Here is a 15,780-nt window from a genome sequence, read left to right as displayed (position 1 = left end):
CACGGCGTCGATGACCCGGCAGCGGTTCGAGGGCCGGATCGCCGGGGTGGGCTCGACGTCGGGCGTGAGGGTCGTCGTCGGCCGGTGGGAGCGCGGCCCCCTGGGGGCCTTCGCCGACGCCATGGTCGCCACGCCCGAGGGGCGCCGGATCCTCCTCGCACCGAGCCAGGAGGTCGCGGACTTCGTGGCAGCGACGTACTCCTTCGACGAGGTGCGGATCGAGCCGTTCGACGTCACGGGGGACGCCACCTGGCAGGTGCGGTCCCCCTCCCTCACGCTCGCTCTCGCGGTGGGTCGTCGCACCGTGCTCGGGCGGCTGCTGCGGCTGGTCCCGCGGCGCCTGGCCACCTCTCCCGCCTGGTGCACCGTCACCGACCCGGTCGCCCGGGTGGTGCTGCGCGGGGTGCGGACCCGGGGCTCGGCCGGGAACGGCCGACGCGAGTTCTACGCCGCCACCGACCACCGGGCGGTCGTGTCCGCCAGTGGCACGCTCGACGGGACCCCGCTCGGCGCGCTGGCGCCGGTCAGCCCCGAGCCCGGATTCGGGTTCTCCTCCACGCCGCCGCGGCCCTCTGTCACGAGCCTCGTGACGACCGTCGAGCTCCCGGCGTAGCGGTCGCGGCGGGGCGGTCGCGGCGGGGAGGCCTCAGGCCAGCGCCGGCATGACCCGCTCGCACAGCAGCCGCACGTGGTCCCACGACGGCTCGGCGGGCAGCCCGCCGCAGCCGGGGTGGCTGGTCACGAGCTGCACCTCTCCCGCGCGGCAGCGGTCGACGAGGTCCTCGGGAGTCGTGACGAGGTAGACGCCCGCCGCGCGCATCTCCTCGACGGTCCGCGAGGCGTCCAGGACGTACGACGCATTCTCGCCGTGCCACTCCTGGTACGCCGTCGCGTCGGCCAGCAGGTGGTGGCCCCATCGCTCCCAGAACGCATAGACGTCCTCGGTGACGAACACGTTGGCCGGGCCGGGCGGCGCCAGCAGCACGAACCCTGGGTCCCGACCGGCCTCGCGGCAGGCGGCGTCGTAGGCCTCCTTCAACGCCGGGTCGCCGTGCTGCGGCTGGAAGCCGAGCCCCAGCCGGCCGGCCCGGCGCGCTGCGGCGACCGACCCGCCGCCGTACATCAGGAAGGGGTGGGGGCGCGAGAGCGGTCTCGGCGTCACCCGCACCGTGCGGCCCTCGTGCTCGAAGGGCTCGCCGGTCCATGCCTGCAGCAGCACCTCGAGCCGCGCCTCGAGATCGCGTCCGCGGGTCTCCCACGGGCGGCCGAATAGGTCGTACTCCTCGCGCCGGTAGCCGAGCCCCACCGTGCACGAGACCCGGCCACCGGAGAGGTGGTCGAGGACGGCGAGGTCCTCGGCGAGCCGGATCGGGTCGTAGAAGTTCACCAGCAGCGCGGAGATCGTGATCGGGACGTCGGTGGTCACCGCGGCGATCGCTGCGGCGAACGGGATCGGGCTGGGCAGGTACCCGTCGTCCGAGGCGTGGTGCTCGCTGACCATGATCGGCTGCCGGCCGCGCGCCTGGAGGTACGCCGCCTGCTCGATCGAGCGGCGGTAGAGCTCGGACCGCTCCCGGCCGGTGGCGCCGGGGGCACGCAGGTCGAAGCGGGTGACGAAGGTGACCATGCGCCATACTAGAACGTGTTCTAGTCCTTGTCCTGGATCGCGATCCGGAAGCGGCGCATCGCCAGGGCGCCGAGCAGCGGGCCGGGCGCGAGGAGCCAGAAGGCGAACTGCCACCCCACCGCCTCCGCCATCGCCGGCAGCGCCTGGATGGTCAGCACGGTCAGCGTGAAACCGACGGCGGTCTGGACCGTGAGCGCCGTCCCGACGAAGCGCTGGTCGGCGGTCTCGCTCAGCGCCGTGGAGAAGACGCCGGAGTCCGCGATCACCGAGGCTCCCCACACCGCCAGGAAGACCGCCAGCACTGCGGCCGGGACGTCGAAGACCAACGGCGAGAGCAGGCAGCTGGCACCGCTGACCAGCATCGCGCCGGAGGCGGCCGGGGCGCGGCCCCACCGGTCGGCCGCCCACCCGCCGACCAGCGCGCCGACCAGCCCGGCGCCGCCGACCGTGGCGAAGGTGACCGCGCTGACGCCGCCGGCCGACAGGTCCCACCCCCGCTGGGCGACCAGGAAGGCCGGGAGCCAGGTCCATAGGGCGTAGAGCTCCCACATGTGCCCGAAGTAGCCGAGGTTGGCCAGCCGCGGCGCCGGCTCGCGGAACCCTGCCCACGCGTGCCGCAGCTCGGGCCTGGCGCCGCGGGCCAGCAGTGGTCCCGGACGCACGGCCACCAGGGCCGCGAGCCCCGCGAGCAGGGTCAGGGACGCTGCGGTCAGCATCACCGCCCGCCAGGGCAGTGGGCCCGCCGCGGCCACGAGGTGGGGCAGCGCCGAGCCGAGGGTCAGGCAGCCGATGAGCAGCCCGAAGGCGCGGCCGCGGTCGACCGGTCGAGCCCACGACGCGGTCAGCTTCATCCCCACCGGATAGAGCCCGGCCAGGAAGGCGCCGGTCAGGAAGCGCAGCGGTACGGCGGAGCCCAACCCGTCGGACACCAGGGCGAGCGTCGCCGTGCACCCCGACGCGCCCAGCGCGCACGCGGCCGCGAGCCGGTGCGGTGGCACCCGGTCGGCGAGCGTGAGCAGCCCGGACACCACCGCGCCGGTGGCGAAGCCGAGCTGGACCGAGGCGGTGAGCCACACCGCGGCGCCGGTCGAGAGCCCCCACTCGACCCGCAGCGTCGGCGCGATCGCGGTGGCCGAGAACCACACCGCCAGGCCGAGCACCTGCACGCCGGCGATCAGCGCCAGCTGCCGCCGGGCCCCCTCGGGCTGCGGGACCGGACCGAGCCGACCCTCCTGCGTCCTGTCCACCGGGCCAGTGTGCGGGAGCCCGGTTCTGGTGGGTCGACCCGACGTGTTGATGCGCCGGTTCGGCAGTCAGACGGCGATGGCGCGGTTGACCCAGGTCTGGGTGACGACCATGCCGACCTTCTCGTAGAGGCCCAGCGCGCCGGTGCGGGAGTCGGTGGAGAGCGAGCTGCCGACGGCCCCGTGCTCGGCAGCGATGCCGAACGCGTCGACGAGCAGCGCCTGCGCCAGGCCGCGGCCGCGCTGGTCGCCCCGGGTGGCCAGTCTGTCGACGTACGCCTCGAGCTGGCCGTCCTCGCGGGGGAACATGACCAGGAACGCCATCGCCACGACCGCGCCGTCGCCGTCGAGGACGACCCGCAGGTGCCAGGGCTCGAAACCGGGGCGCAGGACGGTGCCGGCCCGCCACTCCTCGAAGGTGTCCCGCTCGCGGACCGACCACTCCAGGAAGGCGTCCTCCTGGACGGCGTGGACCTGGGGGTGCTCCTCCTCGGTCGCCGCGCGGAGCGTGTAGCCCTCCGGCAACGGCCGCTCGGGGACGACCGTGCCCTCGGGCAGCCGGAGCACCCAGGAGTGCCACCGCACGTGGTAGCCGAGCTGCTCCATCAGGCGGTCGCCGGGCGAGCCCTCGGGCTGCGGCATGCCGACCTCGGGGACGCCCTGCTCGCGGGCCTTGGCCTGCATCCAGTGCGCCAGCCAGGTGCCGATGCCCCGGCCGCGGTGGTCGGGGTGCACGCCGGCGTCGCCGCGCCCGGCGGCCATCACCTCCGCGCACGCGATGAGGCGGTCGCCGTCGAGCACGCCGACGCTGCTGGCGGAGAGGTCGTAGGAGGGTCGCTGCCAGTCGGCGACGATGTCGGCGACCTCGATCTCGGCGGTCCCGATGTCGGCGCGCTGCTGGGCGGCCATCACCTCGTAGACGGCCCGGGCGTCCTCGAGGGTGAGCGGGCGAGCCGTGAGACCGGCCGGGAGCGACGGTGCTCCGGTGGTGCCCGCGGGGTGGTCGGTCGTGGTCATGGCGGCATCGTGCACCAGGACGTGGCGAGGGGGCCGCCCATTTTCGGGCGGCCCCCTCGGGCACGTTCACGCCGGACGGACAGGCCGGGGATCAGGCGTTGCGGATCGCCGAGATGTCGAACTCGAGCTTGATCTTGTCGGAGACCAGGACGCCGCCGGTCTCGAGCGCGGCGTTCCACGTCAGGCCCCAGTCCTTGCGGTTGATGGTCGTCGAGCCCTCGAAGCCGATGCGCAGGTTGCCGAACGGGTCGCGCGCGGAGCCGGTCGACTCGAAGTCGATGGTGACCGGCTTGGAGACGCCCTTGATGGTGAGGTCGCCGGTGATGGTCCAGTCGTCGCCGTCGCGGGAGATGTCGGTGGAGACGAAGGTGATCTCGGGGGTGTTCTCGGCGTCGAAGAAGTCCGCGGAGACCAGGTGGCCGTCGCGGTCGGCGCTGCCGGTCTCGATCGAGGCGGTCTTGATGGTGAGCTCGACCTTCGAGGCGGCGGGGTTCGCGGTGTCGACGTGGGCGGTGCCCGACCAGTCGGCGAAGTGGCCGCGGACCTTGGTCACCATCGCGTGGCGGGCGGTGAAGCCGAGGCGGCTGTGGCTGACGTCGAGGGTGTAGTCCCCGGCGATGTCGTCGAGGGCGGTGGTCGGGGTGTCGAAGTCGGAGGTGCTCATGGGGTGCTCCTGGCGTAGTGGGTGAAGGTTCAACCACTCTAACCGGACCCGGGTCCGGATTCATTCCCCGGTGGTGCGGAGGTGCTCGGACCGGTCTGGACCGGCCCGCGCCGGCCGGCGCGACGAGCCCCCGGACATGACGAGAGCCCCGCCCGGGGGGCGAGGCTCTCGACAGCGGCGGTGCGGGGGAGCGGGGCTCCGGCGTACCGCCTGATGGAGTGGGGGATCAGGCGGCGTGCGTGGCGTGCATTGCTGCGGCCAGCTCGGCCGTCGTCCAGCGCGACTCCAGACGGGGGGACCCGTCGATGCCGGTCACCGTGGTCCACACCTGGACCAGGTCCTGCGAACCGCCGGCGGTCATCTGCGTGCCCATCATGAGACACCTCCTGTTCACCTTCTGTTCACCAAGGTAGCACGGCCCCCACCGGGACCGCCAGATTCGGCAAAGAAGTGGGCCCCGCGCTCCACCTGGAGGGTCGACGGGCCGAGGGACCCGTGCGTCCCGCTCCCCCGACCGGGTGAGGAGACGACGTACGCCGTCGCCCGGCCCCACTCCCTGGTGACCGACCCCACCGCGCCGACGAAGCGAGCCACGGCGGGTGGTGCCACTACCGTGGACGGGTGAGTGATACAGCAGCACCCGGCAGCACCGACAACCCCGAGGGCTCCGGCAGCCCCGACGCGCCCGTCGAGCCCGCCACCTTCGCGGACCTCGGACTGTCCGAGCCCGTGCTGCGTGCGCTGTCCGACGTCGGCTACGAGTCGCCCTCGGCGATCCAGGCCGCGACCATCCCGACGCTGCTCTCCGGCCGCGACGTCGTCGGGCTCGCGCAGACCGGCACCGGCAAGACCGCGGCGTTCGCGCTGCCGATCCTCTCCAACCTCGACGTCTCCCAGAAGTCGCCGCAGGCGCTGGTCCTCGCGCCCACCCGCGAGCTCGCGCTGCAGGTCTGCGAGGCCTTCGAGCGCTACGCCGCGCACCTCAAGGGCGTGCACGTGCTGCCCGTCTACGGCGGCCAGGGCTACGGCGTGCAGCTCTCCGCGCTGCGCCGCGGCGTCCACGTGGTCGTCGGCACCCCGGGCCGGATCATGGACCACCTGGAGAAGGGCACCCTCGACCTCTCCGAGCTGCGCTTCATGGTGCTCGACGAGGCCGACGAGATGCTCAACATGGGCTTCGCAGAGGACGTCGAGACGATCCTGGCCGACACCCCCGAGACGAAGCAGGTCGCGCTGTTCTCCGCGACCATGCCGCCGCAGATCCGCCGGCTCTCCAAGTCCTACCTCTCCGACCCGGCCGAGATCACCGTCAAGAACAAGACGGCGACCGCCAGCAACATCACCCAGCGCTACCTGCTGGTGTCCTACCCGCAGAAGGTCGACGCCCTCACGCGCATCCTCGAGGTCGAGAACTTCGAGGGGATGATCGTCTTCGTCCGCACCAAGAGCGAGACCGAGCTGCTCGCCGAGAAGCTGCGGGCCCGGGGCTTCGCGGCCGCGGCCATCAACGGCGACGTACCCCAGAACGTGCGCGAGCGGACCGTCCAGCAGCTCAAGGACGCCAAGCTCGACATCCTCGTCGCCACCGACGTCGCCGCCCGCGGCCTCGACGTCGAGCGGATCAGCCACGTCGTCAACTACGACATCCCCACCGACACCGAGTCCTACGTCCACCGCATCGGCCGCACCGGCCGGGCCGGGCGCAGCGGTGACGCCATCTCCTTCGTCACCCCGCGCGAGCGCTACCTGCTGCGCCACATCGAGAAGGCCACCAAGCAGCCGCTCACGGAGATGTCGCTGCCCAGCGTCGAGGACGTCAACAGCACCCGGCTCACGCGCTTCGACGACCAGATCACCGAGGCGCTGCAGCAGACCGACCGGATCGAGGGCTTCCGCGACATCATCGCCCACTACGTCCGCAACCACGACGTGCCGGAGACCGACGTCGCCGCCGCGCTGGCCGTGGTCGCCCAGGGCGAGACGCCGCTGCTGCTCGACCCCAACGCCGACCAGGTGCGGATGCCCAAGTCCCGCCCCGGCGACCGCGACGACCGCGACCGCCCGGCGCGTCCGGCGCGCGAGCGGCACGGCGACACCCCGATGGCGATGTACCGCATCTCCGTCGGCAAGCGGCACAAGGTCGAGCCGCGCCAGATCGTCGGCGCCCTCGCCAACGAGGGCGGGCTGAACCGCAAGGACTTCGGCAAGATCCTCATCAAGCCCGACTTCTCCCTCGTCGAGCTCCCCGCGGACCTGCCTGCCGGCACCTTCGCCGCACTCGAGCAGACCCGGATCTCCGGCAAGCTGATCGAGCTCGCCCCCGACTCCGGCCCCCCGAGCCGGGGCGCCCGGTCCGGTCCGCGTGGTGGCCAGGGCGGCCCCCGCCGCGATGACCGGGGCGACCGGGGCGACCGGGGCGACCGGGGCGACCGGGGCGGCAGGTCCTGGGACGACAAGCCGCGCAAGAAGCCCCGCCACAAGGGCTGACCCGTCCGCCGAGAGGTCGCTCGCGCACGGCCGAGAGGTCGCTCGCGCACGGCCGAGAGGTCGCTCGCGCACGGGGGCCGCCACCGAGCGTGCATGAGTGACGTCTCGAGCGTGCGTGAGTGACGGCTCGGCAGGTCGGTCGGTGGGCGGTGGCAGGATCGCGGCCATGGTTTGCACTCGGGTCCCACAGCTGCTCTCCGTGCTGGCGTTGACGGGCGCGGTGCTGCTGGCGGGCTGCACCGAGGTCAAGGACGCCGTCGCGGGCCCGGACCCCGAGCCGACGGCCACGGCGTTCGTGGAGGCGCTGGCCGCCCAGGACCTGGCGGCGGCTCCGGTGGCCGACCCGCAGGCAGCCGAGGCCGAGCGGGCGCGGATCGTCGACGGCATGGGCGGGGTCACCCCGCAGGTGGGGCTGATCGACCTCGACGAGTCCGGTGACACCGCCACCGCGACCCTGCAGTGGCGCTGGCCGCTGGTCACCTCGGGGACCGCGGCCGACTGGACCTACGAGGCCCCGCTGCGGCTGGAGCGTGAGGGCGACGGCTGGGTCGCGGTGTGGGCGCCCTCGGTCGTCGAGCCGTCCCTGGTGAAGGGCGAGACGCTCGACCTCACCACGCTGACGCCGATGCGCGGGGACATCGTCGGGGCCCGTGGACTCGCGATCGTCACCCAGCGCCCGGTCAACCGGATCGGCATCGACAAGACGCTGGTCGGCCCGAGCCGCGCGCTCGCCGACGCCAGGAAGCTCGCGCAGGCCGTCGGCATCGACGCGGCCGGCTTCGTCAAGAGTGTGAAGGCCGCCGGCGACGCCGCCTTCGTCGAGGCGATCGTGCTGCGCGTCGAGGAGGTCTCCTCCCCGATGAGCATGGCCATCTCGCGCCTCAAGGGCGCGCGACGGATCGGCGCCGAGATCCCGCTCGCCCCCTCGCGCGGCTTCGCCGCGCCGATCCTCGGCTCCGTCGGCCAGGTCACCGCGGAGATGGTCGAGGAGGACCCCGACAGCTACCGCCCGGGAGACGTGGCGGGCCTCTCGGGCCTCCAGGCCAGGTACGACGACCAGCTGCGCGGCACCCCGGGCGCGAGCGTCGACGTGGTGCCCGCCGAGGGGTCGGGCGCCGAGGTGCGCGAGGTCTTCCGGGCCGAGCCCGAGAAGGGCTCGACGCTCAAGATCAGCCTCGACGTCGACCTGCAGGCCGAGGCCGAGGCGGTGCTGCGACGCACCGGACCTGCCAGTGCCCTGGTCGCGATCGACCCGGGCACCGGCGCCGTGCTCGCCGCGGCCAACGGGCCGGGCACCGGAGGCACCAACCTGGCGACGTACGGCCAGGCCGCGCCGGGCTCGACCTTCAAGACCGTCTCCTCGCTCGCGCTGCTGCGCGCCGGGCTCGACCCGACCTCGGCCGTGCAGTGCCCGGCGACGACGGTGGTCGACGGCAAGACCTTCGGCAACTACTCCGACTACCCCTCCGGGGCCACCGGGCGGATCACCCTGCGTCAGGCCGTCGCCAACTCGTGCAACACCGCCTTCATCACCAGCCGGGGCAAGATCCGGGGCACCGGCCTGTACGACGCCGCCGCCTCCCTCGGCTTCGGCATCGACCACGACCTCGGCTTCCCGGCGTACTTCGGCCAGGTGCCGCAGCCGGAGACCGAGACCGAGGCCGCCGCCGACCTGATCGGCCAGGGCAGGGTGCTGGCCAGCCCGATGGTGATGGCCACGGTCGTGGCGTCGGTGCAGGCCGGCGAGACCGTCGTGCCGTGGCTGGTCAAGGACTACCGCGACGGCCCGCCGGAGGGTGCGAAGCCGCTGACCGGGGGCGAGGCGTCCGCGCTGCGCTCGATGCTGCGCGCCGTCGTCACCGACGGCAGCGGCCGCGGCCTGCTCGACGTGCCGGGGCCCGAGCTGATCGCCAAGACCGGCACCGCGGAGTTCGAGAAGGACGGCAAGGTGCTCACCCACGCCTGGATGGTCGCCGCGGGGTCCGACCTGGCCGTGGCGGTCTACGTCGACGAGGGCGAGTCCGGCTCGCGGACCGCGGGTCCGCTGCTCGAGGCGTTCCTGCGCGCCGCGCGCCGCTGAGGCACAGGCCCGGGGACGTCCGCAGGAACAACGAAGGGCCCGGGGTGCCCGGGCCCTTCGCGGCGGCGTCTGGCGGAGGGACGTGGGGACGTGCCGCCGGACGTAGATGAACCCCTCGCCGCATGGGGTCAGCAAGGGGTTCACAGCCGTCTTCTGAGTGCTCCCTCCGAAGTCGACAACACCTATAGTGCCACGCCCGGACACGCTGTGACGTGGATTGGTCCGAAGTCCCGGAAGTGCCAGGATTCGACCATGACTGGTCCAGACGTCCACGCCCTGCTCGACCGCCTCCTGCCCGCCGAGCAGCGCCGCCTGTGGGTGGCCGGGGAGTGGCGCGACGCCGAGGGCGGCGACACCTTCGAGGTGGTCGACCCCGCCGACGGTCAGCTGCTGGCGCGGGTGGCCGACGGGTCGGTCACCGACGCGGTCGAGGCGCTCGACGCCGCGGTCGCCGCCCAGGCCGACTGGGCCGCCACGGCCCCGCGCGAGCGCGGCGAGATCCTGCGCTCGGCGTTCGAGCTGATCGCCTCCCGCGCCGACGACCTGGCGATGCTGATGAGCCTGGAGATGGGCAAGGCCGTCGCCGAGGCCAAGGGGGAGGTCGCCTACGGCAACGAGTTCTTCCGGTGGTTCTCCGAGGAGGCGGTGCGCGTCCACGGCCGCTGGATGCAGGCCCCGGCCGGCGGCTCGCGGCTGCTGACGATCAAGAAGCCGGTCGGCCCGTGCTTCTTCGTCACCCCGTGGAACTTCCCGCTCGCGATGGGCACCCGCAAGATCGGCCCCGCGATCGCCGCCGGGTGCACGATGGTCGTCAAGCCCGCGCACCAGACCCCGCTGACGATGCTCGCGCTGGCCGGCCTGCTGACCGAGGCCGGGCTCCCCGACGGGGTCCTCAACGTCGTACCCACCACGCGGGCCAAGGAGATGAGCGAGGCGCTGCAGGGCGACGACCGGCTGCGCAAGGTTTCCTTCACCGGCTCGACCGGGGGGGGCCGCACGTTGGTGCGCCAGTCCGCCGACCAGCTGCAGCGGGTGAGCATGGAGCTCGGTGGCAACGCGCCGTTCGTGGTCTTCGAGGACGCCGACGTCGACGCCGCCGTCGACGGGGCGATGACGGCGAAGATGCGCAACATGGGCGAGGCGTGCACGGCCGCCAACCGGTTCCTCGTGCACGCGAGCGTGGCCGAGGAGTTCGCCGAGAAGCTCGCCGCCCGGATGGGCGCGCTGACCGTCGGCCGCGGCCAGGACGAGGGTGTCGACGTGGGTCCGCTGATCGAGGAGAAGGCCGTCGAGTCGGTCTCGCAGCTGGTCACCGACGCGGTACACGACGGCGCCCGGCTGCTGACCGGCGGCACCGTCCCCGACGGCCCCGGCTTCTTCTACCCCCCGACCGTCCTGCTCGGGGTGCCGGCCGACTCGGCCATCAACGCCGAGGAGATCTTCGGACCGGTCGCGCCGATCACGACCTTCGAGACCGAGGACGAGGCGGTGGCCCGCGCCAACGACACCGAGTACGGCCTGGCCTCCTACGTCTACACCCGCGACCTGTCGCGCACGATCCGGATGGCCGAGCGCCTGGAGTACGGCATGGTCGGCATCAACACCGGCCTGATCTCCAACCCCGCGGCGCCCTTCGGCGGCGTCAAGGCCTCCGGGTTCGGTCGCGAGGGGGGCTTCGAGGGCATCGAGGAGTACCTCGAGACGACGTACGTCGCCCTCCCGGTCTGACGCGGGTGGAGCTCTTCGCCGGCACCCGCCAGACCTACGCCGAGTTCGCGACCCAGGCCACGGACTCGCCCACGTTCGTGACGTGGACGCTCGGCGTCGTCGACGACCCCGAGGTGCTGGCCTGGCTCGACACGCTGCCGGCGCTCAAGCGGCAGCCCAACCTCGTCTTCGCGGCGGCGCGCTGGCACGGGCTCCCCGACGACGCGACGTACGCCGACCTGCGCGAGGTCCTGTTGGGCGACGACGGGTCCGTCCGCGCGACGGTGCTGTCCCGGGCGACCCAGACCAACGAGGCCGGCCGGCTCGCGACGCTGCTCCCCCTGCTGCGTCGGGTCGCGCTCGAGGACGGGCCTATCGCGCTGGTCGAGGTCGGCGCCAGCGGCGGGCTGACCCTCCACCCTGACCGGTGGTCCTACCGCTACCGCACCCCGGAGGGCGAGCTGCGGGTCGGCGACCCGGGAGCGCCGACGCTGGACTGCGTGGCCGAGGGTCCGGGCCCGTGGCCGGACGGTCTCCCGGAGGTCGCCTGGCGCGGCGGGATCGACCTGAACCCGCTCGACGTCACCGACCCGGACACCGCGCGCTGGCTGGAGGTGCTCGTCTGGCCCGAGCACGACGACCGCCGGGCACTCCTGCGGCGTGCCATCGAGGTGGCCCGGCAGGACCCACCGCACCTCGTGCGCGGCGACCTGCTCACCGACCTCGACCCGCTGCTGGACGAGGCCTCCGAGCACGGTCGGGTCGTGGTGCAGCACAGCGCGGTCATCGCCTACCTCGAGCGTGAGGACCGCGAGCGGTTCACCGACCAGATGCTCGCGCGCGTCGCCGAGGGTCGGTGCCGGTGGATCAGCAACGAGGGCTCCCGCGTGCTGCCCCGGGTCAGTGCGACCGGACCCGCGGCACCGGCGGACCGCTTCGTGCTGGCGCTCGACGGCCGCGCCGTCGCCTGGACTCACGGGCACGGGCGCTCGATCACCTGGTGCGCCTGAGCGGCCGATCAGCCTCGCGCCCCACCGCCCCGAGCAGTCGTACGCCGCTGGGCGCGCCGGGATCGCCGGCCACGGCAAGCGCCGGGGCGAACCGACCCTCCCCGACCAGGGCGCGTGCCACAGGGAGCAGGTCGACGGCGAGCGCCGGGGGGACGGGGTGGTCGAGGTCCAGGGCCCGTGCCACGTCCCACCCGTGGACGGTGATCTCCAGTGCGGCGGTGAGCACCAGCAGCCCGGGGTCCATGACGACACCGGCCCCACGCCCGGCCCTGCCAAGGGTGACGGGTCGCGGCGGCGCGTCGGTCCAGGCACCGAGCAGGGCGCAGGCCTTGGTGCACAGGGAGTCGGTGCCACCGGGCCGCGGGGCCCCACCGGGGCCGGTCGGGGGTGCGACCGTGCCGCCCGCGGCCTCGAGGAACGCGTCGAGGGCGTCGTCCATGTGGGCGAGCAGCGCGGCGAGGTCCCACCGGTCGCACGGGGTCGGCCGGGTCAGGTCGGTCGGCCCGACCCGTGCCAGGGCGGTGCGGGTGTAGCCCAGGGAACGCTCGAGCAGCTCGACGCCCGCGTCGAGCCGGGAGGACACGGCGGTCTCAGGCCGGTGGGGCTGCGGACGCGGCGACGCCCGCGGGGCGGTCGGGCCGGTAGTCCGCGGGCAGGCTCATGGGCAGCCCGAAGGTCTCGAAGAGCCGGGTGTCGAAGAACGCGTCGACCTGCGCGACCTCGGGGTGGTCGGGGTCGCCGTCCCACTGGAGCACCTGCAGCTGGAACGGCACGAACCCGCCCTCCGGCGTACGCATGTAGAGGCCGAAGGCGGGCTGGCCGTTGGCCCGCGTCTCGATCATCGGCATGTCCTCGGACCCGCCCGGGCACTCGTTGCCGATGAGCCAGGCGATGTTGGCGCGGCCCTTGAACCAACTGGTGAACGGCGGCATCTCCCACACCGCCTCCGCGGTGAGCATCGAGACGATGGTGTCGACGTCCTTGCGCCAGAACGCCTCGGTGTAGCGCTCGAGAAGCTGTCGCTGCGCGGTCGTCAGCTCGTCGGCGACGGTGTCCTCGGTCAGGGCGCGCGTCCTCATCTGCGCGTGCGCGCGCTGGAGGGCGGAGTTGACCGCCGCGACCGTCGTGTCGAGCGCCTCGGCGGCGCTCCAGCGCAGCACGTCGCGCAGGATCAGCACGGCGCGCTGCTTGGCCGGCAGGTGCTGCAGGGCGGCGACGAAGGCCAGCCGGATCGAGTCGCGCTCGGCCACGGTCACCGCGGCGTCGGGCACCGGCTCGAGCCAGGTGATCTCGTGGTCCTGCTCGAGGGCGTCGCCGGCCGGCTGGTCGGCGGTGCCGATGCCCGAGGGCAGCGGTCGGCGGGGACGACCCTCCAGGTTGGTCAGGCAGACGTTGGTGGCGATCCGGTAGAGCCACGTGCGCACCGAGCTGCGGCCCTGGAAGTCCGCGGAGGCCTTCCACGCACGCAGCAGCGTCTCCTGCACCAGGTCCTCGGCCTCGTGCACCGACCCGCTCATCCGGTAGCAGTGCGCGAGCAGCTCGCGCTGGTAGCGCTCGGTGAGCCGCGGGAAGTCCGCCAGCTCGTCGTCGGTCGTCGTCATCGTCGCGCCCTCCCGGGTCCGCACCGCCGTGCCCACGGCCGTCCCCGCCGCACCCGTGCCCACTGCACCCATGTCCTGCCTCCGCTCATCCTGCCCGCCCGCGGGCATATCGGACAGTGCAGACCTCCGACCGGCCCAGGACTCATCGCCGAGCCGGCGTATCAATGCGCCGGCTCGGCGGGTGAGGTGGGTCAGGAGGAGGGACGGGCCAGGGAGAGTGCGCGTCGGGCGAGCGGCTCGGCGGCAGCGCGGTCCTCGGGGACCAGGCCGACGCGGGTACGCCGGTCCAGCAGGTCGTCGACGTCGTGGGCGCCCTCGTGGGTGACCCCGAAGAGCAGCTCGGCGAGCGTGATCGGCACGGTGGCCGAGACGGGGGCGAGCAGCTCCTGGTCGGGGAGCCCGGTCAGCTCCCGGGCCGAGGACAGCACGAGCGCGGCGTCCGCGCCGTAGCGGCGCACCAGCCGGGCCGGCTCCTCCAGCGTGGCCAGCACCGACCGGGGCGCGGCGCCGGCCAGCGGCAGGGTCACGGTCACGCACGGCCCGGCCGCGAGGCCGTGGTGCTCGACCGCGGCGTCCACGGCGTCCTGCGCCATCCGGCGGTACGTCGTCAGCTTGCCGCCCACGACCGTCGTCACGCCCGAGGGGCCGGTCACGACGGCGTGCCGGCGCGACAGGTCGGCGGTGGAGCCGTCGCCACCGTCCAGCAGCGGCCGCAGCCCGGCGAAGGTCCCGACCACATCGGCGCGGTGCAGCGGCCGCGCGAACGCGGCGGACACGACGTCGAGCAGGAAGCCGATCTCGGTCTCGGTCGGCTCCGGCACGTCGGGGACCGGTCCGGGGGCGGGCTCGTCGGTGAGGCCGACGTACACCGTGCCGTCGGGCTGGGGGAGGACCATCACGAACCGGTTGGTCTCGCCGGGGACGGGTGCGAAGACACTGGCCCCCAGGCCGGGCAGCGTGTTGGCGCGCAGCACCAGGTGGGTGCCGCGACTGGGGCGCAGCCGGATGCCGTCGCTGCGGCTGCCCTCCTCGCCGAGGACCTGGTCGGCCCAGACGCCGGCGGCGTTGATGATCGCGCGGGCGCGCACGGTGTGCTCGGCCCCGGTCACCTCGTCGCGCAGGACCACCTCGCCGCGCGCGGCGCGCAGCACGCGTGCTCGGGTGCGCACGTGGGCCCCCCGGTCGGCGGCGGTGCGACCCATGGTCACGACCAGGCGGGCGTCGTCCTCGAGCTGGCCGTCCCAGCCGAGCAGGCCGCCACGCAACCCGGAGGGCCGCAGGGCGGGCACCATCGCCAGCGTCTCGGTCGCCGACATGTGGCGCGGCTGGGGGAGCGTCTCGGCGTCGGTGCGGGCGCCGCGGCGCAGCAGGTCGCCCGCCCGCAGACCGGCTCGCGCGAGCCCGCCCTGCAGGCGCGACATCGAGGAGTTGATCGGGATGACCATCGGCATCGACCGGGTCAGGTGGGGCGCGGTGACCTCCATGAGGATGCCGCGCTCGACGGCGCTCTCGTGCGCGACCCCGACCTGCCCCTTGGCCAGGTAGCGCAGGCCGCCGTGCACCATCTTCGAGCTCCAGCGCGAGGTGCCGAAGGCGAGGTCGTGGGCGTCCACGGCCAGCACCGACAGCCCGCGCGTCACGGCGTCGAGGGCCACGCCCGCGCCGGTCACGCCCAGGCCGACGACCAGGACGTCGACCTCGGTCGGCGCGCCGGCCAGGCCGGCCCGGATCACGACGCACCCCCGGCGAGGCCGCGGGTCAGCAGCAGCCGCAGCTCGTCGTCGAGCGCGTCGGCCTCGACCTCGCCGTCGACCATGGTGTGGGCCGACAGCACGAAGCCGTGGGCGGTCAGCACCATCGAGCGAGCCATCGCGACCGGGTCGCCGGCGCGCACCGAGCCCGCCGCCTGACCCTCGCGCAGCGCCTCGGTGAGCAGCCCGAGGATGAGGTCCTGCGAGCGGCCGCGCCGGCTCAGCAGGTAGGGCAGCACGAGCTCGGGGTCCAGCTCGACGATGCGCACGAAGAGCTCGTTCTCCCGCAGGGCGCGGATCGTGGCGACCACGTCATCGACCAGGCGGGTCAACGCGTCGTCGGCGGTCGAGGTGCCCACGGTGGTGGCCACCAGCCCGGTCCACTCGCGGGTCATCAGGTCGCCGAGCAGCGTGGGCATGTCGGCCCAGGAGCGGTAGATCGTCATCCGGCTGACGCCGGCCCGTCGGGCGACCTCGGTCAGCGTCGTGCGCCGCCAACCCACGTCGAGGATGCAGGCCCGCGCGGCGTCGAGGTAGGCGTCGCGGGGGCCGGGCGAAGATTCGTCGTTGTGACGAAGTGACGTCATGTGTC

Annotated in this window: 14 protein-coding genes; 5 read left to right on the top strand and 9 right to left on the bottom strand. The window is 73.7% G+C overall.

The features are described from left to right. The first annotated feature begins 10 nt into the window (after nt 1-10). A complete protein-coding gene (locus A6R01_RS18030) occupies nt 11-613 on the top strand; it encodes a hypothetical protein (RefSeq protein ID WP_292608980.1) in 603 nt (200 codons plus the stop codon). A 33-nt stretch (nt 614-646) separates the two neighbouring features. Here A6R01_RS18030 and A6R01_RS18025 read toward each other — a convergent pair whose 3' ends face one another. The 5 genes from A6R01_RS18025 to A6R01_RS18005 form a co-directional block, all read right to left on the bottom strand. Further along, on the bottom strand, nt 647-1,627 hold the full coding sequence (locus tag A6R01_RS18025) for an LLM class flavin-dependent oxidoreductase (RefSeq protein ID WP_292608977.1): 981 nt from the start codon (nt 1,625-1,627) through the stop codon (nt 647-649). A gap of 20 nt (nt 1,628-1,647) precedes the next feature. After that, nucleotides 1,648-2,874: an MFS transporter gene (locus A6R01_RS18020; RefSeq protein WP_292608974.1), complete on the bottom strand. Its 1,227-nt coding sequence runs from the start codon at nt 2,872-2,874 to the stop codon at nt 1,648-1,650. A 66-nt stretch (nt 2,875-2,940) separates the two neighbouring features. Continuing rightward, on the bottom strand, nt 2,941-3,888 hold the full coding sequence (locus A6R01_RS18015; RefSeq protein WP_292608971.1) for a GNAT family N-acetyltransferase: 948 nt from the start codon (nt 3,886-3,888) through the stop codon (nt 2,941-2,943). A 91-nt stretch (nt 3,889-3,979) separates the two neighbouring features. Continuing rightward, nucleotides 3,980-4,552 (bottom strand): YceI family protein, encoded by a 573-nt coding sequence (locus A6R01_RS18010; RefSeq protein ID WP_292608968.1) that lies wholly within the window; start codon nt 4,550-4,552, stop codon nt 3,980-3,982. A 226-nt stretch (nt 4,553-4,778) separates the two neighbouring features. Continuing rightward, nucleotides 4,779-4,928, bottom strand: a complete 150-nt coding sequence (locus tag A6R01_RS18005; protein ID WP_292608965.1) for a hypothetical protein — start codon at nt 4,926-4,928, stop codon at nt 4,779-4,781. A 245-nt stretch (nt 4,929-5,173) separates the two neighbouring features. Between A6R01_RS18005 and A6R01_RS18000 the strand changes: the two genes are divergently transcribed. From A6R01_RS18000 to A6R01_RS17985, 4 genes are all read left to right on the top strand, one after another. Next, the gene (locus A6R01_RS18000) at nt 5,174-7,039 is read left to right on the top strand and encodes a DEAD/DEAH box helicase (RefSeq protein WP_292608963.1); all 1,866 of its coding nucleotides are present in this window, start codon (nt 5,174-5,176) and stop codon (nt 7,037-7,039) included. A gap of 166 nt (nt 7,040-7,205) precedes the next feature. Continuing rightward, entirely contained in the window at nt 7,206-9,119 is a 1,914-nt protein-coding gene (locus tag A6R01_RS17995) for a penicillin-binding transpeptidase domain-containing protein (RefSeq protein WP_292608960.1), read from the top strand. A gap of 252 nt (nt 9,120-9,371) precedes the next feature. After that, on the top strand, nt 9,372-10,847 hold the full coding sequence (locus A6R01_RS17990) for an NAD-dependent succinate-semialdehyde dehydrogenase (RefSeq protein WP_292608957.1): 1,476 nt from the start codon (nt 9,372-9,374) through the stop codon (nt 10,845-10,847). Between the two features lie 5 nt (nt 10,848-10,852). Beyond that, complete coding sequence (locus A6R01_RS17985) at nt 10,853-11,836, top strand: DUF2332 domain-containing protein (RefSeq protein WP_292608955.1); 984 nt, start codon at nt 10,853-10,855, stop codon at nt 11,834-11,836. On the opposite strand, the gene A6R01_RS17980 is transcribed toward A6R01_RS17985, so the two are convergent. From A6R01_RS17980 to A6R01_RS17965, 4 genes are all read right to left on the bottom strand, one after another. Further along, nucleotides 11,820-12,419 (bottom strand): maleylpyruvate isomerase family mycothiol-dependent enzyme, encoded by a 600-nt coding sequence (locus A6R01_RS17980; protein WP_292608953.1) that lies wholly within the window; start codon nt 12,417-12,419, stop codon nt 11,820-11,822. The two genes, A6R01_RS17985 and A6R01_RS17980, sit on opposite strands and share 17 nt — an antisense overlap. 7 nt (nt 12,420-12,426) lie before the next feature. After that, entirely contained in the window at nt 12,427-13,437 is a 1,011-nt protein-coding gene (locus A6R01_RS17975) for a sigma-70 family RNA polymerase sigma factor (RefSeq protein WP_292608950.1), read from the bottom strand. A gap of 191 nt (nt 13,438-13,628) precedes the next feature. After that, nucleotides 13,629-15,170: a glycerol-3-phosphate dehydrogenase/oxidase gene (locus tag A6R01_RS17970; RefSeq protein WP_292608947.1), complete on the bottom strand. Its 1,542-nt coding sequence runs from the start codon at nt 15,168-15,170 to the stop codon at nt 13,629-13,631. Beyond that, the gene (locus tag A6R01_RS17965) at nt 15,167-15,775 is read right to left on the bottom strand and encodes a TetR/AcrR family transcriptional regulator (protein ID WP_292608944.1); all 609 of its coding nucleotides are present in this window, start codon (nt 15,773-15,775) and stop codon (nt 15,167-15,169) included. Before A6R01_RS17965 ends, A6R01_RS17970 begins: the two co-directional genes overlap by 4 nt. Nucleotides 15,776-15,780 lie beyond the last annotated feature (5 nt).

The sequence above is a fragment of the Nocardioides sp. REDSEA-S30_B4 genome (genome assembly GCF_001627265.1).
Lineage (GTDB): Bacteria > Actinomycetota > Actinomycetes > Propionibacteriales > Nocardioidaceae > Nocardioides.
This window is presented reverse-complemented; position numbering and strand designations above follow the sequence as displayed.